Origin of the sequence: Georgenia alba, assembly GCF_042665525.1 — a bacterium.
Taxonomy (GTDB): Bacteria; Actinomycetota; Actinomycetes; order Actinomycetales; family Actinomycetaceae; genus Allobogoriella; species Allobogoriella alba.
The window spans coordinates 232,334-252,282 of sequence record NZ_JBHTCQ010000001.1; the positions used below are offsets into that span (position 1 = coordinate 232,334).

Below are 19,949 nucleotides of genomic sequence, written 5' to 3' on the forward strand. Positions count from 1 at the left end.
ACCCATCATCCACGTCGGCGATGCACGCGCGGCCGGCCGGCTCAGGATGCGGCGAGCACCGCGACCCCGGCCAGGGTCGGGGCCAGCCGGGACCGAACGATCTCGATCCGCAACGCCGTCGCCGGGACGGGCTCGAAGCGCAGGATGCGCTGGTAGCCCACGGCGCCGGTGGCGGCGAGCGGCACCCAGCCTGCGCCGTCGTCCCGGAGGACGCGCACGTCCTCGATCCGCTGCCCGGAGGTGATCTGCTCCTTGAGCACCAGGCCGTCCAGGACTCGCCGTTCGTCCCACGCGAGCTCGACCCACGGCGTCGGGTCCGCGGGGTCGGGCTGCCAGTAGCCGGTGTCGTTCGCGAGGGTCAGCTGCTCGGCGGCGGTGCCGCGAGGGTTCGAGGAGAACCTCATCCGGACGCCCGGCACCGCCGCGCCGTACAGGTCCGTGATGCGCCGGCCCAGACCCGCGAGCGCCTCCCGGTCCGGCTCGGCGATCACGCCTTCCCGGGTGGGCGGGACGTTGAGCAGCAGCGTCGCGTTGCCGCCGACCGCGCGGAGGTAGATCTCGAACAGCTCGTCGGCGTCCCGGACCCTGCCGTCCTCCTCCGGATGGTGGAACCAGCCGGGCCGGACGGAGGTGTTGACCTCCGCGGGGTACCAGGCGAGGTCGCCGGTGCGGCCGACCAGCACCTCCCGGCTGCCGAGGTCCTGGTCGTCGGAGCGCACGGTGCGTGAGAACGCGCCGTCGTCGACCTGCTGGGAGCGTTCGGCGATGCGTTCGACGTCCTGCAGCGCCCGGGGCACCACGGACCACTCGTCCGGCCGGGTGTGACCCGCCTCGTTGCCGCACCACCGCACGTCCGGGCCGCAGACGCTGATGACCGCCTCGGGCTGCAGCGCGCGGATGGTGCGGTAGTAGCGGTCCCAGTCGTAGACCTGGCGCCGGCCGTCGGGTCCCTCGCCGTTCGCGCCGTCCAGCCAGACGGAGAAAATCTCGCCGTAGCCCGTGAGCAGCTCGACGAGCTGGCCGACGTAGACGTCGTCGTAGGCGACGCCGGAGCCGTAGCTGGGGGCCGCGCGGTCCCACGGCGAGAGGTAGACGCCGAACCGCAGGCCGTGCCGCGCGCACGCCTCCGCGACGTCCCGGACGACGTCGCCGCGCCCGTCCCGCCACGGGCTCGCCGCGACGGTGTGCGTGCTGTGGCGGGAGGGCCACAGGCAGAACCCGTCGTGGTGCTTGGCGGTGAGGATCACCGCGCGCATCCCGGCCGCCCGCAGGCTCGCGGCCCACTGGTCGGCGTCCAGCCCGGCCGGGTCGAACAGGGCGGGGTCCTCCGTCCCGGTCCCCCACTCCCGGCCGGTCATCGTGTTCATGCCGAGGTGCACGAACGCGTACAGCTCGAGCTGCTGCCACGCGTACTGGCGTCTGGACGGGCGGACGTTGGCGAGGTAGTCGACGTCGAGCGGCACACCTCGATCATTCACCGTCGCGGCCGGTCTGCGCGGTAGCCGCGGCCGACCGCCCGGGGCCTGGGCGGATAGGTTGGCGCCATGCGGGCACAGGAGGTGCTGGGATCGCTGCGCAACCGCCACCGGCGGCAGACCACCGGGCTCGTCCTCAGCGGCGGCGGGGCACGGTCGGACTTCCAGATCGGTGCACTGCGCTACCTGTACGACCGGGTCGGCATCACGCCGCAGGTGATCGTCGGGACCTCTGCCGGCTCGATCCTGGCGTCGGTGCTGGCCCAGTCGGAGGACCCGGACGAGCAGCGCAGGTCCCTGGCGACCCTGGAGCGGCTCTGGGGCGAGATGCGCACGAGCTCGGACATGTTCACCCCCTACGAGTGGTTCGACCGCCTGCGCCGCCGCGGACCCGAGTGGATGGCCGTGCTGCAGAAACGGCAGCAGCGGCAGAATCCGCTGGGACGGACGTTCGCACGGGCCGCGACCACCTCGACCGCCCCGCGGGCGCAGGGCACCACCCGCCCGGCCGGTCCACGTCCGGCCGCGGGCCCGTTCGCCCCGGGCGGCCCGCTCGACCCCGCCGTGGTGCGGGACCGGCTGCGCACCATGGCCGCCAACCGTCCGTGGCCGCCCGCCCGGGAGGACCACGGGGAGACCGGCGGCACCGTGGGCGTCGTCGAGTTCCTCGCCGCGCTTCGCGAGGTGGGCCGGGCCAGGCCGGACCTGGAGCTGATCCTGCGCGGGGCCGAGCGGGAGAAGGCGATGTACCGGCCGGGCCCGCTCGTCGAGCGGCTGGTCGAACCCGAGGTGTTCGACGCGGCGCGGGTCGCGTCCTCGGGCGTGACCCTGCGGATCGCCGTCGTGGCCCTGGAGTCCGGCGAGCTGCGGTACGTCACCGAGGACGGCCACCTGGTGGACCGGGCGAACCGGCCGCTGGGCGGTGCCGCGGTGGATCTCGTGGACGCGGTCCGCGCGTCCTGCGCCATTCCGGCCGTCTTCCGGCCGGTCCCGCTCGGCGAGGAGACGTACGTCGACGGCGGCGTGCGCGAGACCCTGCCCGCGGAGATCGCCACCGACCACCTCCGGGTCGACCGCTGCTACGCCGTCGTCGCCTCACCGCCGGGTGTGCCGTACGAGGACGGCTACGCCGAGAAGGACATGCTCTCCGTGGTACTGCGTGCCACGGCGGGGATCATGGCCGACGAGGGCCTGCGGGACGAGGTCGAGAAGGCGCGCCGGGACGGCGCCGTCGTCATCGCGCCCGAGCTGAACCTCCACGACCTGCTCACCGTCGACCCGGGGCTCACGGCGATCTCGATGGACTACGGCTACCTGCGGGCCGCGGAGGCCGTCCGCGGTGCGACGACGGCGCAGGCTCAGCTCACGCGCGACGTGATCCGGCTCCGGCGGCAGATCTGGCAGCTCGAGGAGAGCCTGCTCGCCGAGCTCGCCACGCCGGCCGAGCCGGGCGCGCCGGTCAGTTCGGCGCCGTCCCAGCCCGACCTCAGCGACCTGGCGGTGCTCAAGCGACGGCTGCGCGACCTGGTCGAGCACCTCCCCGCGGACCGGCGTCCACCGGAGGCGGGTCGCTGGTGGCTCACCTTCGAACGGCACGCCTTCGACGTGGCGGTCACGCCCGGCTGGACGTGAGGCCCGGCCACGGGAAAATGCGTTGCCCGGCTCGTGCCGACTCTGGTGAGATCTCTGCCATGGCCACGATCGATGACATGACCCGCACGGTGCCCACCTGCGGTCGTGCCGCCGTGGTCGGCCGGATCCTTCCGCGCACGACTGCCGCCATCTTCTAGGCAGTCCCGGGTCCGCGCCGGCGACGGCGCCGACCCGTCAGCACCCTCACCGGACACGCGCCCACGGGCGCGCCGCCCCACTGCCCGGACGCCCTCTGGCGCGTTGCCGCGGCCCGCCCTGCCCTGACGATCCGCCGCGCCGCGTCGTCCTGCCTGACGTCGCCTCAAGGAGACCGCCATGTGCCCGACCGTCGACACCTACACACCCCGGTACCTGGGAGCCCGGTTCGACGAGGACCTCCCGGTCACCCGCATCCGGACCGGCCACCAAGGACCGGTACCGCACCACCACCACGGACGTCCCGGCCCGCGCGCCGGGACGAGGAAGGAACTCCCATGAACCAGAGCATGATCGACCTGTTCGTGGCCCGCATGCTGACCCAGTCGCTGGACGAGCTGCTCGAGGACGCCCATACCAGGCGACTCCGGAAGCAGAAGCAGCGCCAGAATGGCGTTGACGTGACGTCACTCTGATGCCACACTGACGCCATGGATCTCGGACCGTACCTGTCGTCGCTGCAGCAGGCACTCGCCGCAACCACCCAGACCTCGTCCGCCGAGGTGCAGGAGGCGGCCGACCGGCTGGCACACAGCCTCGAGGCTGCGCTGCGACTCACGCTCATGGAGCTCGCGGCGGACGTGGCCGCAGAGGTCACGGTCCAGCTGGACGGGGACGTCGTGGAGGTCCGCCTCCGGGGTGGGAGCCCCGAGGTGGTCGTCCAGCGACGTCCCCGCCCGGCGGAGGTCCCCCTGCCCCCGCCGCCACCACCACCGCTCCTGCCCGAGGACGAGGGCGGCACCGCCCGCATCTCCCTGCGGCTCCCCGAGGGCCTCAAGGGCCAGGTGGACAAGTCGGCCGCCCGGGAGGGCGTGTCGGTGAACACCTGGTTGGTGCGGACCGTCCAGCACGCGGTCTCGGAGCCGTCCGAATCCGCCGGCACGACCACCGCACCGACCGGCGGCCGCCGGCTGAGCGGCTGGGCCCGCTGACCACCACGACCGCAGCACCCGCGAACCACCACACGAGAGAAGGGACACCGCCGTGAGCGATCTCGACGCCTTTGCGGCACGTGCCATGGGGACGTCGCTCGACGCCCTGCTCATGGACGAGCGCCGTACCTCCCGCGCGCGGCGGTTCCTCCGCCGGCGCACCCACGATCTGACCGAGAGGAGGAGCCGCTGATGGACCAGTGGCTGGAGCTCCACGAGCTCCGCACCCGGGACCTCATCCGCGAGGCCGAGGCCGTGCACCGCCGGCGCACCGCGCGGACGAGCCGGACCACCCCGTTCGCACCCGTCCGCCGGCGTGCCGCGTCCGACACGATCTGATGCGGTACGAGTTCCCCGCCCGCGGACCGGTACGGATCCACGCGACGATCCGCTCGAGCGACCTCGCCGTGACGGCCGCCGACGTCGAGACCATCGAGGTCGACGTCGGCGGCCCGCACGACGACGAGGCCGCGGTCCGGGTCGACCTCACCGGGGACGTCCTGCGCCTCGAGGTGCCGTCCGGGGGCCGCCGCCTCTTCGGCGGCCGCTCCCGCCTGCACCTCGCCGTCCGGGTGCCGGAGCGCTCCGCACTGGAGGTGACCACCGGCTCCGGCGATGTCACGACCACCGGGCCGCTCGCCCAGGTCGCGGGGCGGTCGGGCTCCGGAGATCTGGACGTCGCCCGCACCGACGACCTGGAGATCACGTCCGGGTCGGGTGACATCACCGTGGCATCACTCGGCACCGCTCACGTGACCACCGGCAGCGGTGACCTCGACCTGGGTCCGGCCGCCGGACTCGTTCGGGTCCGGACCGGCTCCGGGGACGTCGTCGCCGCGGAGGCCGACGAGCTCGAGGCCGTCACGGCGTCGGGCGACATCCTCATCAAGGAGCTGCGCGGACGCGCCACCGTCAAGACCGCGTCCGGGGACGTGCACGTGCGCCGCGGGAGCGGGGGCCACCTGGACGCCGTGACCGCCTCGGGCGACGTCGTCGTCCGCGTCGTCGAGGGCACCGCCGCCCTCCTGGACTGCTCGAGCGTCTCGGGAAGCGTCAGCTCCGCCCTCGAGCCCGCCGCCGAGCCCGGGCCGGGCGAGGGGTCGATCACCGTCCGCGCCCGCACCGTCAGCGGCAACGTCACCGTCCTGCGGACGGCCTAGCCGGTCAGTGCGGCGACGAGCCCAGCTCGTTGCGGCCGAACTCCTGCAGGAACCGCGGCCCCTGCACGGCGAGCTCCTGCTCGTACTCTCGGCCCCACCCTGCGTACGGCCGCACCGCGAGCGCGTCGTTGGTGAACCGCGGGTCCGTGGTGACCTCGGTGACGCAGAAGTCGGGGATCACCAGGTCCGTGACGGGGCCGCCCCGCTCGCACTCGGCGACGATGAGCGGGGCGTTCTCGCCGAGGAACTCGTCCACCACCCACCCGTCGGTGCCGAGCCAGACGGAGTAGCGGTGCTTGACCATCCGCTCTCCCCCGAGCCGCACCATCTGCCGGCCCACCGAGACGTCGAGCTCGCGCTCCGCCTCGTAGCGGGTGCCGCTGACCTCGGGTCCCTTGACGGTCAGCGCGCAGAACGTGAAGTCGACGCCCTCGAGCAGCGACTCGACGTCGTCGCCGCGAACCGTGGCCGGCGCGGTGCCCTCCGCCTGCAGCCGGACCCGTAGCGCGTAGCCCTCGGCGGCCAGGTAGTAGCTCTGGACGATGAGCACCGGGTCCGGCTCGCTCAGCACGACGTCGGGCAGCGAGCGGACGAAGAACTTCCGCTCGAACTCGAAGTCTCCGTAGCCGGTGTCGCTCATGGCCCGACCGTACCGCCGTCGTGCCCGCGGCCAGGTCAGGTGGTGGCGAAGTCCTCCGGGAAGCCGTTGAAGCGGTCCGGGTGGAAGCCGCGGCGTCCGTCCTCGCCACGGTCGAGCGCCTCGATCGCGGTCATGTCGTCCTCGGACAGCGTGATCCCCAGCGCTCCGAGGTTCGCCGCGATGCGCGCGGGCGTCACCGACTTCGGGATGACGACGGTCCCGAGCTGCAGGTGCCACCGCAGGACCACCTGGGCCGGCGTGGCGCCGAGCCGGTCGGCGATGCCGGTGATGACCGGGTCGTCGAGGCAGTCGCCCTGGGCGATCGGGCTGTACGCCTCGGTGACGATGCCGCGCTCGGCGTGGTACACCCGCAGCTCCGGCTGCTGGAAGTACGGGTGCAGCTCGATCTGGTTGATCGAGGGCACCACCTCGGTGGCGTCGAAGAGCTGCTCGAAGTGGTGCGGCAGGAAGTTCGAGACGCCGATCGAACGGATCCGTCCGGCGCGGAAGAGCTCCTCGAAGGCGCGCCAGGTGTTGACCGTCTCGCCGCGGGCGGGGCACGGCCAGTGCATGAGGTACAGGTCGAGCACGTCCAGCCCGAGCCGGCCCATGGAGGCGTCGAAGGCGGCGAGCGTGGTCTCGTAGCCCTGGTCCGGGTTGGCGAGCTTCGTGGTCACGAAGATCTCCTCGCGCGCCAGCCCGGAGGCTGCGACCGCGGCGCCGACGCCCTCCTCGTTCCCGTACCGGGTCGCGGTGTCGATGCTGCGGTAACCGGCGCGCAGGGCCTCGGCGACCACGCGCTCGGTCTCCTCCGGCGGCACCTGGAAGACGCCGAAGCCCAGCTGCGGGATCGTCACGTCGTCGTTCAGGGCGATCGCCGGGTTGGGTCCGGCGGGGGACGTCGTGCTCATGGCGTTCCTCTCGTCGCAGTCGATCGCCATCCTGTCCTCCCGCAGGCCTGGCACAACACGGGTGTCTACCAGGCGGGACGGCAGGGAATAGCGATGCACGCCGCGGCGGTTGCCGCCGGCATGACGGTTGAACTGGGTCGATACGGAGTCTGGGCACCGCACCGGGCGCTGACGCCCGAGCTCGCGCAGGAGGTCGAGCGGCTGGGCTACGGCGCCATCTGGCTCGGCGTCTCGCCGGGCGACCTGAGCGTGGTGGACACCCTGCTGGAGGCCACCGAGCGCATCACGGTCGCGACGGGGATCGTCAACATGTGGCAGACGTCGCCGCAGGACGCGGCCGCCGCCTATCACCGCATCGAGCGCGAGCACCCGGGCCGGTTCCTGCTCGGCGTCGGCATCGGGCACCCCGAGGCGACCGCGGAGTACCGCAGCCCGTACGCGACCATGGTCGACTACCTCGATCGTCTCGACGCGGCGCAGGTGCCGCTGGACCGCTGCGTCCTCGCCGCCCTCGGGCCGAGAGCGTTGGCACTCGCGGCCGAGCGGACCGCCGGCGCGCACCCGTACCTGGTGAGCGCCGCGCACACGCGGCAGGCCCGGGAGGTCCTCGGCCCGGACGCCCTGCTGGCGCCCGAGCACAAGATCGTGCTGGACACCGACGCCGCCGCGGCCCGCGCCGCCGCGCGCCCGACCGTGGCGAACCCGTATCTGAAGCTGCGGAACTACCGCGCCAACCTGCTGCGCCTGGGCTACACCGAGGAGGACATGGCCGGCGAGGGCAGCGACCGGCTCATCGACGCCCTGGTCGCGCACGGCGACGCCGAGACGGTCGCGGCCAGCCTGACCGCCCACCTGGACGCCGGCGCAGACCACGTGTGCATCCAGGTGCTGCCGCAGGGCACCGACCCGCGGCCGACGCTACGGGCGCTCGCCGACGCGCTCTCGCTCTGACGCGACGGAGGAGAGCCGACGGAGTTCCAGGACGTCGTCCGACGCCGCCAGATGGTCCGCGCCGACACTGACGAGCCAGTGGCGTCGGAGCAGGTGGAGCGCATGCTACGCAACGCGGTCCGCGCACCCAGCGCCGGGGTCTCGCAGGGGTGGTCGCTCCTCGTGCTCGACACCCCTGAGACGATGGAGCGCCTACTGGGCGGCGACCACGCCAGCCGACAAGGCGGGCCTCGAGGACGCACCCCATGACGAGCGCGCACCCCACCCGCTACGTTTGTCATGCAGCGTGACATTTGGGGGCACCATGAAGTCCATCAGCGCTCGCGACGTCACCCGCGAGTTCTCCCGCATCCGCCACGAGGTCGAGAACGGCGAGTCCTACGAGGTCACCCACCACGGCCGTGTGGTGATGACGCTCAACCCCCCGCGTCGGAAGCGCTGGTCCACGCTCGTCGCCGCGTGGGAGGGCCTCGAGCACGACGCGACGTTCGCCGACGACATCGAGAGCGCGCGCGAGCACCTCGACAGCGAGGTCACCGACCCGCGGCAGGGCTGACACCCGCGCCACGACGGCTGCTGCTCGACACCAACGTCCTGGTCGACCTCGAACGCCGCCTCCTCACGCCGACCGACGTCTCGGGTCCTGACGACGACGTCGCCGTGCCCGCGATCGTGCTGGCCGAGTACCGGACGGGCGTCGAACGCGCGCGCACGCCCGAGCAACGGCGCCGCCGGGAACGGGTCCTCGACGCGCTCCTCCTCGCAGTCACCGTCCTCGACTTCACGGAGACCACCGCGGAGCACTACGCCACACTCGCCGCCCACACGCTCGCCACGGGAAAGAAACGTGGGCAGAACGATCTCCAGATCGCCGCGCACGCCGCCGAGACGCAGCGGCTCGTCGTCACACGCGACTTCAGCGCCAAGTTCGACGACCTTCCCGGCGTCCGACCCGCCTGAACGCAGCAGGCGTCGACAGGCAGGCACGCGCCTGGCGAGCGTCCGTCGACCGCGTCGACCGGACTCCCGGTCGCACCGGGCCAAGCTCAGATCGGCTCGCCGACCGTCAAACGACCGCGATCGACGTGCGCAGGCAGCACCTGAGCCACTGCCGAGACAGGAATCGGACCGTACACGTGCGGGTACAGGGGCGACGACGGATCGCTCGGGTCTCCGGGTTCGTCCCGCACCGGCGTGCCACCAGTCTCGAGCGCCTCCCGGTCGAGCTCCAGGACGACGAAGTCGTCAACGACGTCGGCATAGACGGCGGCGACCACGTCACCCAGTTGCTCGGGATACGAGCAGTGCACAAACCCGACGTCGACGACGGAAGCTCCCCGCGTCGAACGCTCGTAGCGTCCCGTGGCCCGCGCGGCCTCCCAGTCAGCCTTCTCCGCAAGGTGCCACATCGCCATGGGCGAGACGGTAGCGGGCCGGCCAGCCCGGGTCTGGCCCTACCCAGCCCGCCGGACCCGGGCGTCGGCTCAGTCGTTCTCGTAGAGGGCGTTGAGCTGCTCGTTGACCTCGGTCAGCGTCTCCACGTCCCGCTGCCCGATGTAGATGCCGTCCATGACCGGCAACATCGTGGCGTCGACCGTCGAGGCGTGGTCCGCCAGCGGGTACAGCGCCGTGTGGCCGGCGTCGACGAGATCCGTGAACGGCGTGACGTCGATGCCCTGCTCACCGAACGCCTCGATCGCCGCCTCGGTGCCGGCGGGACGCGCCGGGAACACGACGGCGTAAGAGCCGACGATCTCCTGGCAGGTGTCCGACCCGAGGAACGCCACCCACTCGGCTGCGAGCTCCGGGTTGTCGGTCTCGGCGTTGATCGAGTCACCGAGGCCGTTGTACATGGACACCGGGTGCCCGACGGGACCGGAGGGCAGCGGCGCGATGCCCAGGTCGACGCCCTCGAGCGCCGCGAAGGACGTGATCAGCCACGAGCCGTTGGGCACCATCGCGGCCATGCCACTGCCCACCTGCCCGACCACGTCGCTGTTGGTGCCGACGACGTCGTACGGCGGCATGTACCCCTTCTCGGCCAGCCCGAAGTACCAGGCGAGCGTGTCCTGGACCTCCGGCTCGTCGAACTGGTACTCGGTGGCCCACAGGGTCTCGTCGGTGTGGTGCCAGCCGGTGGAGAAGGCGTACTGAGACCACTCGGTCTGGCCGACGTAGCTGCCGCTGCCACCGGTACCGATGCCGTAGGTGGCCACGTTCTCCGGGTCGAAACCCTCCTCGTCACCGCGCACCCCGTTCTCGTCCACGGTCAGGCGAGCGATGACGTCCTCGTAGGTGCCGCCGTCCTGTGGGTTCCAGGTGAGGTTCTGCATGTCCTCGTCGGTCAGGCCCGCCTCTTCGAGCTGGTTGCGGTCGTAGAACAGCGCCACGGTGTCGAAGTCCTTCGGCACCCCGTACCAGCCGCCGTCGGGCCCCTCCCACATCTCGGCCAGGCCCGGGTGGAACTCGTCGTGGTCGATCGACGCCGTCGCCTCGAGCGTGTTGAGGTCGAGCAGCGCCCCGCGGGTGACGTACTCCGGGTACCGCCCCACGTGGTCGGTGAAGACGTCCGGCCCGGCGCCCGCGACCAGCGCCGCGGTGAGCTTGTTCCAGTAGTCGTCGAAGTTGTACTGGCTGATCCGGACCTCGTTGCCGGTCTCCTCCTGGTAGGCGTCCGCGCAGGCCTGGTAGGCAGGGAGCTGGTTGGCGTCCCAGAGCCAGTAGTCGACCACGCCGTCGGTGGCGCCGGAGGCTCCCACGGTCGAGCAGGCGGCCAAGGTGGTGGCGGCGGCCGCGAGCCCGGTCACCGCGGCGATCTTCTTGCGCGCGTCGTTGATGCGTACGGCACTCACGGCTGACCTCACTTGATCCCGGTGAAGGCGATGGACGCGACGATCCGTCGCGCGAAGACGCTGAACAGCAGCAGCATCGGCAGTGCCGCGACGATGGTGGCCGCCATGAGGCCGACCCAGTCCGGACCGGTCTGCGGCGCCTGCGCCCGGAAGGTCCCGAGCGCCACGTTGAGCACCCGGGAGGAGTCGGTGTAGGAGACCATCAGCGGCCACATGTAGTCGTTCCACGCGTTGATGTACGTGAGGATCGAGATGGTGGCGATCGGGCCGGTGTTCATCGGCAGGATGACCGTGAAGAAGGCCCGGGCCTTGCTGACGCCGTCCAGGTAGGCCGCCTCCTCGATCTCCACCGGCACCGTCATGAAGAACTGGCGCAGGAAGAAGATCGCGAACGGCGTCATGAACATCGTCGGCAGCATGATGCCGAGCAGGGTGTCGATGAGCCCGAGCTCCTTGATGAGGAGGAAGTTCGGCAGGAACGTGAAGATCGCCGGCACCATCAGGGAGAGCAGGAAGATCGAGAAGACCAGGTTCCGGCCCCTCCAGTGCAACCGGGAGAAGGCGTAGGCCGCCATCCCGGAGAACAGCACCTGGCAGACCGTGATGCCGGTCGCCACGATCACCGAGTTGCGCAGGTAGAGCCAGAAGTTCAGCTGCGCCCCGGACCCGCCCTGCGCGATGGCCTCCTCGGTGGACTGCAGGCCGAAGACGCGCTCGAACCCGCCCCAGGAGAACCCGACCGGCAGGAAGGACGTGGGGTCGGTGTAGAGCGCGTCGTTGGAGGAGAAGGCCGTCCGCAGCATCCACACGAACGGGAAGAGCGTGATGACCGTGAACAGGATCAGCGCCGCCCATGCGACGACCCGGCCAGGGGTCGGTCGCTTCTTGGGGCGCGGTGCGGCGTCGGGGGTGACCTTGCCGCTCAGGTCCTCGGGCCGGGTCGCCTGCATCATCGCCATGTCGTCACCTCAGATCCGATTGGCCGGCGCGCGTGACCCGGTACTGGATCACGGTGACCACCAGCAGGATGACCAGGAGGGCCACGCTCAGCGCCGAGGCGTAGCCGAAGTTGAACTGCGCGAACGCGTTGTCATAGATGTACAGCTGCAGTACGCGGGTGGCGTCGACGGGCCCGCCGTTCGTGGTCACCGACACGGTGTCGAACACCTGGAACGAGCCGATGATCGACACGATGAGCACCATCCCGAGGATCGGGCGCAGCAGCGGCATCGTGATGGACCGGAACATCCGCCACTCGGACGCACCGTCGATCCGGGCGGCCTCGTACAGGTGGCCGGGGATGGTCTGCAGCCCGGCGAAGAGCAGCAGGGCCGTGTAGCCCATGTGGCGCCACACGTTGATGAGCGCGATCGTGATGATCCCCCACGACTCCGAGGTGAGGAACGGGATCCGGCCCAGGCCCAGCCACTCCAGGATCGTGGTGCCGATGCCGAGCTGGAAGTCCAGGATCCAGAGGAAGAGGATGCCGGCGACGACGTTGGAGATGAGGTACGGCGTCAGCACGACCGACCGCCAGAAGACGGACCGGGTGAGTCGCTGCAGCAGGACCGCGACGCCGAGCGCCACGACGGTCTGGATGCCGATGTTCACCACCACGTACTGCAGCGTGACCTTGATGGCGTTCCAGAACACCGGGTCGGCGAACATGCGCCGGTAGTTCTCCAACCCGACGAAGACCGGGTCGGAGAGGACGTCCCACTCCTGGAAGCTCAGCCAGACGCCCCGCACCAGGGGCACGACGTAGAAGACGATCAGCCCGATGCCGGCGGCGGCCACGAAGAGCAGCGCCGTGCGGGTGTCGTCCCGGGGTTTCTTCCGCGCCCGCTCGGCGGCGGGCGGCCGTGTCGCCGGCATCGTTGCCATCGACCTCTCCTTGTCGGTCAGGCTGTCACGCGGCGCGCACGTGCAGCAGCACCTGGTGCTCGGGGTTGAGGTGGGGGATCTGCAGGCCCGTCGTTCCGAGGGCGCGGCCGGGGAGCGTGACGCCGCTCTCCCACCACGCGACACTGCCGCCGCGGCGGGCTCGCGCATCGCCGTCGGGCAGGAGCGGTGCGACGACGTACCGGCGGTCGGGGTCCAGCCCCGGGAGGCGGACCGGCCCGGGGACCGTCAGCGGCGAGGTGCGCAGCGCGGCGACGGCGAAGATCGCCTCGGCGCCGTCCGTCCCGACGACGCCGTGCACCCAGAGCGCGTCGTCCGGGTGGTCGGCGTGCACGACCGTGCCGGTGTGCAGCAGCTCGCGGTGAGCCTTGTGCAGCTCGATCCAGCCGCGCAGCCGGTCCAGGTCCTCCGGGCTCGCCGTCGTGATGTCCCACTCGATCCCCATGTGCGAGAAGAACGAGGTCGAGGCCCGCAGGTCGAGGCCCGTCGTGCGCCGGGTCTGGTGCGAGACCGGTGAGGCCACGTGCGAGCCGACCATCTCCGGGGGCAGCAGCAGTGATGTGCCCTGCTCGATGAGCTGCCGCTCGAGCGGGTCGGTCATGTCCGAGGCCCAGACCCGCACGCACCGGGCCATCACGCCGAGGTCGATGCGGCCGCCGCCGGAGGAGCACGACTCGATCTCCAGGCCCGGCTGGGCGGCGATGAGCTCGTCCATGAGCCGGTAGGTCGCCAGCGTCTGCTCGTGCACCGCGGGCCGGCCGGTGCCCTGCGTGGCCGGCTCGATGAGGTCGCGGTTGTAGTCCCACTTGATGTAGTCGATGCGGTACTCGCGCAGGATCGCGAGCATCTGGTCCCGCACGTGGGCGTACGCCTCGGGGATGGTGAGGTTGAGGACCTGCTGCCGCCGCTGCTCGACGGGCCAGCGGTCAGGCCGCGCGGCCAGGATCCACTCCGGGTGCGCGCGGGCGAGGTCGGAGTCCGGGTTGACCATCTCCGGCTCGAACCACAGCCCGAACTGCATGCCGAGGCCGTGCACGTGGTCGATGAGCGGGGCGAGGCCGTCCGGCCACGCGTCGGGCGAGACCACCCAGTCACCGAGGCCCGAGGTGTCGTCGCGGCGGGAGCCGAACCAGCCGTCGTCCAGGACGTACCGTTCGACGCCGAGTGACGCGGCCACGTCGGCGAGGCGCTGCAGCCGGGACAGGTCGTGGTCGAAGTAGACGGCCTCCCAGACGTTGAGCTGCACCGGCCGCGGCGACGGCGGATGCTGCGGCCGGGCCCGGAGGTACCCGTGGAACCGGCCCGCCGCCTCGTCGAGGCCCTCGCCGTGCGTGAAGTAGACCCACGGTCCGGTGTACGTCTGGCCACCGTGGAGTGCGACCTCGCCGGCGAGGAGCAGCTCGCCGCCGGCGAGCAGACCGGTCCCGTGGCTGAGCCGCTCGGCGTAGACCCGGGTGTTGCCCGACCAGCCGACGTGCGCGGCGCGCACCTCGCCCTGCCGCCAGGAGAATTCGGCCCGGCCGGCCGCCATGACGAGCGCCGCGTCCAGGGCCCGGCCCTTGCGGTTCTCCCTCAGGTGGGTGCCGTGGGTGAAGGCGGACCGCTGCTGGGCCCGCTCGCGGCCCCACCGTCCGGTGAGGTCGAGCAGCTCGTCCGCCTCCGTCGGCACCGGCAGGTTGACCTCGAGGCCGTGCAGGTCGAAGACGCTGTCGCCGGTGTTGGTGACCGAGGCGCGGAGCCGCACGAGCCCCGAGACGAGCAGCTCGAGGACCAGCTCCAGGTCCAGGGCCGCGTCGGCGTCGGACGCGGCGACGGTGACCTGCTCGGCCACTGCGGGCTCCGCGGGGGTCTCGCGGCGGATGCCGTCGACGGTGAAGAGGGTGGAGAAGTCGTTGCCGCCGCGGTGGCCGGTCAGGCCGGGGGTGCCCATCCATCCCGAGGACTGCTCGGCGAGCAGCGCGAGCGGCACCTCGCCGTCGGTCCCGGCGGCGCGGGGCGGCTGCCGGAGCGCCAGCCGGAGCTGGTCGACGTCCTCGTCGGTGAGCTCGCCGAGGTCCGCACCCCAGTGCAGGACGCGTGGCAGGCGGTCGCCGGCGCAGTCGAGAAGCAGCGACGTCCCGCCACCACGCAGGTGCAGGTGGTCGGTGTCGCGGGTCGGCGTCGCGTCGGGCGTGGATGCCTGGGGCACCAAGTCCTCCTTCGTTGGCGGCGCGCTTAGTGTTGCCGCAACATCATCTAGGCGTCAACTATGGTCTGAGATACGCATGCATCGCGGCAGCAGGGGGCATCATGAGGGATTATTCGTTCGCCACGAAAAGAAAGGCGGGCACGGTGGCCGGACGCTCGTCCCCGTGGATGCCGCTCGAAGGATCGAGCCAGGCGGTCGCGCTGGAGGTGCTGCTGCACGGCCCGCTGTCCCGGTCGGAGCTGGCCCGCCGGGTGAACCTCTCGCACGCGAGCCTCTCGCGGCTCACCAAGCCGCTCCTGTCCTCCGGCCTGCTCGTCGAGGGGGCCGCGGCACCGTCACCGAACGGCCTGGGCCGGCCCAAGCAGCCGCTCGACGTCGTCGAGAACGCCCACCACTTCCTCGGCGTGAAGGTCACCGGGGACCGCGTACACGCCGCTCTGACGACGATGCGAGCACGAGTGGTCTCGCGCTACTCGGAGCCGCTGCCGGACCACGACGTCGCCACCGTCGTCGGACTGGTGCATGATCTCGTGGCCCGAGCACGCCGCGAGGTCGAGGACGTCGCAGGGCTGGGCATCAGCGTCGGCGGGCAGGTCCGTGACGGGTCCGTCGTCACGCACGCGACGTTCCTGCAGTGGCAGGACATCCCCCTGGCCGAGCACCTGGCGAAGGCCACCGGGCTGCCGGTGGTGGTGGAGAACGACGTGACGGCACTGACGGAGGCCGAGCGATGGTTCGGTGCCGGACGGCACACCGACACCTTCACCGTGGTCACCGTCGGCGCCGGCGTCGGGTACGGGCTCGTCGCGCACGGTCGGCTCGTGACGAGCGAGGACGCCGGGATCGGTCTCGTCGGCCACACGATGGTCGCGCCGGGCGGGCCACGCTGCGCGGCCGGGCACAGCGGATGCGCCGGAGCCGTCCTCAGCTCGGACGCGATCTGCGCCGCCGTCGCGACGGCGACAGGGCGATGGGTCGGGATCGAGGAGATACTGCGGCGGGCTGCCGCCGGCGAGGAGGTGCCCGGCCGCGCGGTGCGGGACGCGGCCCGAGCCCTCGGACGGCTGATCGGCACGGCCGCGTCCTTCTCCCTCTCCTCGACGGTCGTGCTCGGCGGCGAGACCGTCGGGCTGGCGCAGATCGCCCGGGACGCCGTCGACGCCGGGATCCGGGACGTGCGCCACGACGAGGCGCACCCGGTCACCCTGGAGATCCGCGGCGTCGGTTTCGAGGAGTGGGCCCGCGCGGCCGCGGTGGTGGCGGTGCAGGCGTTCGTCGCGGGAGAGTGAGCGGGTGGCGGTCCGGCTCGAGCACCTGACGGTCGAGCACGCGACCGAGCCGTGCGGGGTGGACGTCGTGCCCCGGTTCGGCTGGCACGTCCGCACGGACGAGCCGGGGGTGCGGCAGCGGTCCTGGCGCGTCGTGGTCGCCGGTCCGGGCGGCGAGGTGTGGGACAGCGGCGAGGTGCCCGACGACAGGTGCGCGGAGATCGCGTATGCCGGCCCGCCGCTGGAGGGACTGACCCGGTACCGATGGTCCGTCGTCGTGATGACGACGGACGGCGCCGCGAGCGGCGCGAGCGTCTTCGTCACCGGCGTCCTCGACGGCGACTGGCGCGGTGCGGAGTGGGTCGGCGGACCCGGCGGGCGACCGGCGCCGCTGCTGAGGCACGAGTTCGACCTGGACGTCGAGCCCGCCGAGGCGCTCCTCGTCGTGGCCGCGGGCGGCTACGCGCGCGTCGAGGTCGACGGGCGCCCGGCCGGGGCGCAGCACCTGAGCCCCGGGTTCACCGACTACGACGTGACCGTCCAGTACACCGTCGAGGACGTCACCCACCTGCTGGCACGGGGCCGCCACTCGATCGGGGCCGAGCTGGGGCGGGAGTTCTTCGGGATGCTGGGCCGGAACACGTGGGAGTGGGAGCGCGCCGCGTGGCACGACGAGCCGTGCCTGCGACTGCTCCTGCTGGTCCGCGACGCCGCCGGGCGTCGGCACGCCGTCGTCTCCGGCCCGTCGTGGCGCGCCACCGGCGGGCCGACCCGGTGGGACGACCTCTACGCCGGGGAGGACCACGACGCCCGGGCTGCTGCGGACGGCTGGTCGCTCCCGGGTTTCGACGACTCCGGGTGGTCGCCGGCGCGGCAGGTCCGTGGGCCTCGGGGCCGGCTGGTGCACCAGCGCCAGCAGCCGGTGGGCGTGGTCGAGGAGCTCGCGCCGGAACGGGTGCACGCGCTCGGACCCGGCGCCTGGACGCTGTCCTTCCCGCGCGTGGTGGCCGGCTGGGCAGCCGTCGAGGCCGATGAGGTCGCCCCCGGCCGGACGATCGAGCTGCGGTTCGGCGAGAAGCTCCGGGCGGACGGGTCCGTCGACAACGAGGACCACCAGGGTTTCCTCGACGGCCGGTTCCAGACGGACCGGGTGACGGGTGCCGGCGGGCCGCTGCGGTGGGAGCGGCGCTTCGGCTACCACGGCTTCCAGCACGTGGAGGTCCGGGCGGCGGCCCTGCCGCGGGTGACCGCGCGGGTGGCCCGGACCCTGGCGCCGCGCACCGGTGCGTTCGCGTGCGCGGACCCGCTGCTGAACCGGCTGCACGAGAACGCGGTGGCGACCCTCGAGAACAACCTGCACCACCTGCCGACCGACACCCCGATGTACGAGAAGAACGGGTGGACCGGGGACGGGCTGCTCGGCGCCGAGATGATGCTGCTGAACCTCGACGTGCACGAGCTGCTCGCGAAGTGGGCAGGCGACATCGCCGCGTCCCGCCACGGCGAGGGCGCGCCCGCGGTCATCGCGCCGTGCGGCGGGTGGACCCTGGACTGGTCACCCGCGCCGGTGTGGCACGCGGCGCTGCTGCTGGTGCCGTGGGAGGTCTATCGCCAGCGGGGCGACCGGCGGGTGCTGGAGGAGGTGTGGCCGGACGCGCGCGACTACCTCCGGTTCGAGGTGGCGCGGTGGCCCGACGAGGTCGCCGACTCCACGCTGACCGACTACCTCAGCCCCGAGACATCGGTCCGTGGCGGCAACGGGCCGGAGGACACGCGGATCGCCGCGACCGCGATGGTGGCCCGCATGTGCGAGGTGGCCGCCCGGATCGCCCGGGTCCTCGGCGACGACGATGCCGAGTGGGAGGCGGCCGCGTCCCGGTTCCGCTCGGCGTTCGTCACGGAGTTCTACGACGCCGACACGGCCGCCGTCCGCTCGACGGCGGACGAAGGGCTGGGCTACCGGCAGACCCCCGCGGTTCTCGCGCTCGCGTTCGACCTGCTGCCCGCGTCCGAGCGCCGGCGCGTGGCGGACCGGCTGGCGGCGGACGTGCGCGAGCGCGACCACCACCTGAGCACCGGCGCGCTGGGCACCAAGCACCTGCTCCCGGTGCTTACCCGGTTCGGCCATGCCGACGTCGCGTGGACGGTGGCCACCCGCACCACCTTCCCGTCCTGGGGCTTCTGGGTGGCGCAGGGCGCGACGACGATGTGGGAGCACTGGCGGCCGGAGTCACGTTCGCGCAACCACTACTTCATGGGGACGGTCGAGGACTGGCTGTACTCCGGCGTCGTCGGGCTGGAGCCGCTGTCGCCCGGGTGGCGGCGCGCTCGCGTGGCACCGGCCGTCACCGACCATCTGGCGTGGGCGTCCGGTCACGTGACGACGCCACAGGGGCGGCTGGCCGTGCACTGGCGTCACGAGGACGGGTCCCTGCGGATCGACGTCGACGTACCCGTCGGGACCGAGGCCGTCGTCGACCTCCCCGGCCTGACCCGCAGCCTCGCTCCCGGCCGCCACACCCTCTCCCGGCCGTGAGACCTCACGCTCTTGGCGGACCGGCACCTCGTGGCGACCGGCGTCAGTCGGCGCGCGCACCGCGCAACGGCGAGAACGCGATCACCGCGACCGCCGCCACGAAGACCCCGACGGCGATCCACAGGGTCTCCCGATAGCCCACCGCACCGGCCAGCACACCACCGGCCAGCGAGCCGACCACCGCCATGGTGCGGTTCGCCGAGCGCCTCGTCGCATTCACCCGTCCGAGCATGTGTCCCGGGGTGGCGGCCTGCCAGTAACCCATCTCGCTCGGCTCCTCGACGCCGAGCGAGAAGCCGTAGCAGGCCTGCGCGAGCCCGGCCAGCACGACGGCCGACACGCCGGCGTCGGGCACCACGGCGACCAACGACCAGGCCACCGGGGTCAGGACCCGGCCCAGCAGCATCGTGTTGCCCTCGCCGAGGAATCTCCCGACGCGTGTCGCCAGCAGCGCTCCGACGAATCCGCCGACCCCGGCGACCGCGAGCACCGTGCCGTAGGCGAGGCCGGAGAACCCGAGGTCCCGCAGCGCGAGGAGCGCGAAGACGGTCACCGCCATGCTGTTGCCGACGAACCACACGTGGGTCGAGACGGCGAGCGGTCCCAGGGTGGGGTGGCGGTACGTGAACCTCAGGCCCGCACCGATCTCGCGAAGCAGGTGCGGCCGGCCGGACCGGTGCGGACGTTCCTCCTCGACGTCGATCGACGCCACGCAGGCCGCCGCGACGAGCGAGGTGACGGCGTCGACCAGGATGGTGAACGGCGCGCCGATCCAGCTCACCAGGCCACCACCGATCGCCGGGCCGGTGGTCGTCGCGACCGTGCCGCTCTGCCCGATCCGCGCGTTCGCGGCCACCAGCGAGCGGCGCGGGACGATCGAGGGCAGGAACGACTGGTTCGCCGCCGCCCCGAACACCGCGTTCACCCCGACGACGAAGAGCACCACCGCGAGCACCCACAGCGTGAGGTGGCCGGTGAGCCAGAGGATCGGCACGGCCAGGAGGAGCGCTCCGCGCAGCGCGTAGGTCGCGGCGAGGACGCCCTTGCGCCGCCACCGGTCCACCAGCGCACCGGCGAGGAGCCCGACCAGGAGGTACGGCAGGAACTGCACCGCGCGGACCACGCCGGCCTGCGACTCGGACGCCTCGAAGACGTTCACCACGAGAACGTCGACGGCGACCACCGTGATGGTCGACCCGAACATGGCCGCGGCGTCGCCGCTCCAGTAGCGGGCGAAGGCGGGGATCCGCAGGACCTCGCCGTCGCTCATGGACCGAGGCTATGGG

General features: G+C 72.3%; 21 protein-coding genes. 12 read left to right on the forward strand and 9 right to left on the reverse strand.

What is annotated here, in order from left to right; translation table 11 throughout:
* Window positions 1-41: 41 nt before the first annotated feature.
* Window positions 42-1,463 carry an alpha-L-fucosidase gene (locus ACFQQL_RS01145; protein WP_382390403.1) on the reverse strand — a complete coding sequence of 474 codons (1,422 nt, stop codon included), beginning with the start codon at window positions 1,461-1,463 and terminating at the stop codon, window positions 42-44.
* An 81-nt stretch (window positions 1,464-1,544) separates the two neighbouring features.
* On the opposite strand from ACFQQL_RS01145, the gene ACFQQL_RS01150 reads away from it, so the two are divergent.
* The 6 genes from ACFQQL_RS01150 (at window position 1,545) to ACFQQL_RS01175 (ending at window position 5,415) form a co-directional block, all read left to right on the forward strand.
* Window positions 1,545-3,107 carry a patatin-like phospholipase family protein gene (locus tag ACFQQL_RS01150; RefSeq protein ID WP_382390405.1) on the forward strand — a complete coding sequence of 521 codons (1,563 nt, stop codon included), beginning with the start codon at window positions 1,545-1,547 and terminating at the stop codon, window positions 3,105-3,107.
* A gap of 494 nt (window positions 3,108-3,601) precedes the next feature.
* Window positions 3,602-3,739 (forward strand): hypothetical protein, encoded by a 138-nt coding sequence (locus ACFQQL_RS01155; protein WP_382390407.1) that lies wholly within the window; start codon window positions 3,602-3,604, stop codon window positions 3,737-3,739.
* A 15-nt stretch (window positions 3,740-3,754) separates the two neighbouring features.
* On the forward strand, window positions 3,755-4,255 hold the full coding sequence (locus ACFQQL_RS01160; RefSeq protein WP_382390409.1) for a hypothetical protein: 501 nt from the start codon (window positions 3,755-3,757) through the stop codon (window positions 4,253-4,255).
* Window positions 4,256-4,307: 52 nt separating this feature from the next.
* Window positions 4,308-4,448 carry a hypothetical protein gene (locus tag ACFQQL_RS01165; protein WP_382390411.1) on the forward strand — a complete coding sequence of 47 codons (141 nt, stop codon included), beginning with the start codon at window positions 4,308-4,310 and terminating at the stop codon, window positions 4,446-4,448.
* Entirely contained in the window at window positions 4,448-4,594 is a 147-nt protein-coding gene (locus ACFQQL_RS01170; protein ID WP_382390413.1) for a hypothetical protein, read from the forward strand. The genes ACFQQL_RS01165 and ACFQQL_RS01170 overlap by 1 nt, the downstream gene beginning before the upstream one ends.
* Complete coding sequence (locus tag ACFQQL_RS01175) at window positions 4,594-5,415, forward strand: DUF4097 family beta strand repeat-containing protein (RefSeq protein ID WP_382390415.1); 822 nt, start codon at window positions 4,594-4,596, stop codon at window positions 5,413-5,415. The genes ACFQQL_RS01170 and ACFQQL_RS01175 overlap by 1 nt, the downstream gene beginning before the upstream one ends.
* A gap of 4 nt (window positions 5,416-5,419) precedes the next feature.
* On the opposite strand, the gene ACFQQL_RS01180 is transcribed toward ACFQQL_RS01175, so the two are convergent.
* Both ACFQQL_RS01180 and ACFQQL_RS01185 read right to left on the reverse strand, forming a co-directional pair.
* Window positions 5,420-6,055 carry a CYTH domain-containing protein gene (locus tag ACFQQL_RS01180; protein WP_382390417.1) on the reverse strand — a complete coding sequence of 212 codons (636 nt, stop codon included), beginning with the start codon at window positions 6,053-6,055 and terminating at the stop codon, window positions 5,420-5,422.
* A 35-nt stretch (window positions 6,056-6,090) separates the two neighbouring features.
* A complete protein-coding gene (locus tag ACFQQL_RS01185) occupies window positions 6,091-6,966 on the reverse strand; it encodes an aldo/keto reductase (protein ID WP_382390419.1) in 876 nt (291 codons plus the stop codon).
* A gap of 120 nt (window positions 6,967-7,086) precedes the next feature.
* Here ACFQQL_RS01185 and ACFQQL_RS01190 point away from each other — a divergent pair, with 120 nt between their 5' ends.
* The 4 genes from ACFQQL_RS01190 to ACFQQL_RS01205 are packed head-to-tail and all read left to right on the forward strand — an operon-like array spanning window position 7,087 to window position 8,877.
* A complete protein-coding gene (locus ACFQQL_RS01190) occupies window positions 7,087-7,917 on the forward strand; it encodes an LLM class F420-dependent oxidoreductase (RefSeq protein ID WP_382390421.1) in 831 nt (276 codons plus the stop codon).
* Between the two features lie 51 nt (window positions 7,918-7,968).
* Window positions 7,969-8,166, forward strand: coding sequence for a nitroreductase family protein (locus tag ACFQQL_RS01195; RefSeq protein ID WP_382390423.1), 198 nt, complete (start codon window positions 7,969-7,971; stop codon window positions 8,164-8,166).
* Between the two features lie 55 nt (window positions 8,167-8,221).
* Window positions 8,222-8,473 carry a type II toxin-antitoxin system Phd/YefM family antitoxin gene (locus ACFQQL_RS01200; RefSeq protein ID WP_382390425.1) on the forward strand — a complete coding sequence of 84 codons (252 nt, stop codon included), beginning with the start codon at window positions 8,222-8,224 and terminating at the stop codon, window positions 8,471-8,473.
* Entirely contained in the window at window positions 8,377-8,877 is a 501-nt protein-coding gene (locus ACFQQL_RS01205; protein WP_382390427.1) for a type II toxin-antitoxin system VapC family toxin, read from the forward strand. Before ACFQQL_RS01200 ends, ACFQQL_RS01205 begins: the two co-directional genes overlap by 97 nt.
* A gap of 86 nt (window positions 8,878-8,963) precedes the next feature.
* Here the strand turns inward: ACFQQL_RS01205 and ACFQQL_RS01210 are convergent, their stop codons facing one another.
* From ACFQQL_RS01210 to ACFQQL_RS01230, 5 genes are all read right to left on the reverse strand, one after another.
* Window positions 8,964-9,332: a DUF952 domain-containing protein gene (locus tag ACFQQL_RS01210; RefSeq protein ID WP_382390429.1), complete on the reverse strand. Its 369-nt coding sequence runs from the start codon at window positions 9,330-9,332 to the stop codon at window positions 8,964-8,966.
* Window positions 9,333-9,401: 69 nt separating this feature from the next.
* The gene (locus ACFQQL_RS01215; protein WP_382390431.1) at window positions 9,402-10,769 is read right to left on the reverse strand and encodes an ABC transporter substrate-binding protein; all 1,368 of its coding nucleotides are present in this window, start codon (window positions 10,767-10,769) and stop codon (window positions 9,402-9,404) included.
* A gap of 8 nt (window positions 10,770-10,777) precedes the next feature.
* The gene (locus ACFQQL_RS01220) at window positions 10,778-11,719 is read right to left on the reverse strand and encodes a carbohydrate ABC transporter permease (RefSeq protein ID WP_382393745.1); all 942 of its coding nucleotides are present in this window, start codon (window positions 11,717-11,719) and stop codon (window positions 10,778-10,780) included.
* Window positions 11,720-11,732: 13 nt separating this feature from the next.
* Window positions 11,733-12,653, reverse strand: a complete 921-nt coding sequence (locus tag ACFQQL_RS01225) for a carbohydrate ABC transporter permease (protein WP_382390433.1) — start codon at window positions 12,651-12,653, stop codon at window positions 11,733-11,735.
* Window positions 12,654-12,678: 25 nt separating this feature from the next.
* Complete coding sequence (locus tag ACFQQL_RS01230; RefSeq protein WP_382390435.1) at window positions 12,679-14,859, reverse strand: alpha-galactosidase; 2,181 nt, start codon at window positions 14,857-14,859, stop codon at window positions 12,679-12,681.
* Window positions 14,860-14,960: 101 nt separating this feature from the next.
* On the opposite strand from ACFQQL_RS01230, the gene ACFQQL_RS01235 reads away from it, so the two are divergent.
* The gene (locus ACFQQL_RS01235) at window positions 14,961-16,148 is read left to right on the forward strand and encodes an ROK family protein (protein ID WP_382390437.1); all 1,188 of its coding nucleotides are present in this window, start codon (window positions 14,961-14,963) and stop codon (window positions 16,146-16,148) included.
* A gap of 4 nt (window positions 16,149-16,152) precedes the next feature.
* Window positions 16,153-18,663 carry a family 78 glycoside hydrolase catalytic domain gene (locus tag ACFQQL_RS01240; RefSeq protein ID WP_382390439.1) on the forward strand — a complete coding sequence of 837 codons (2,511 nt, stop codon included), beginning with the start codon at window positions 16,153-16,155 and terminating at the stop codon, window positions 18,661-18,663.
* A 43-nt stretch (window positions 18,664-18,706) separates the two neighbouring features.
* On the opposite strand, the gene ACFQQL_RS01245 is transcribed toward ACFQQL_RS01240, so the two are convergent.
* Complete coding sequence (locus ACFQQL_RS01245) at window positions 18,707-19,933, reverse strand: MFS transporter (RefSeq protein WP_382390441.1); 1,227 nt, start codon at window positions 19,931-19,933, stop codon at window positions 18,707-18,709.
* Between the last annotated feature and the right edge of the window lie 16 nt (window positions 19,934-19,949).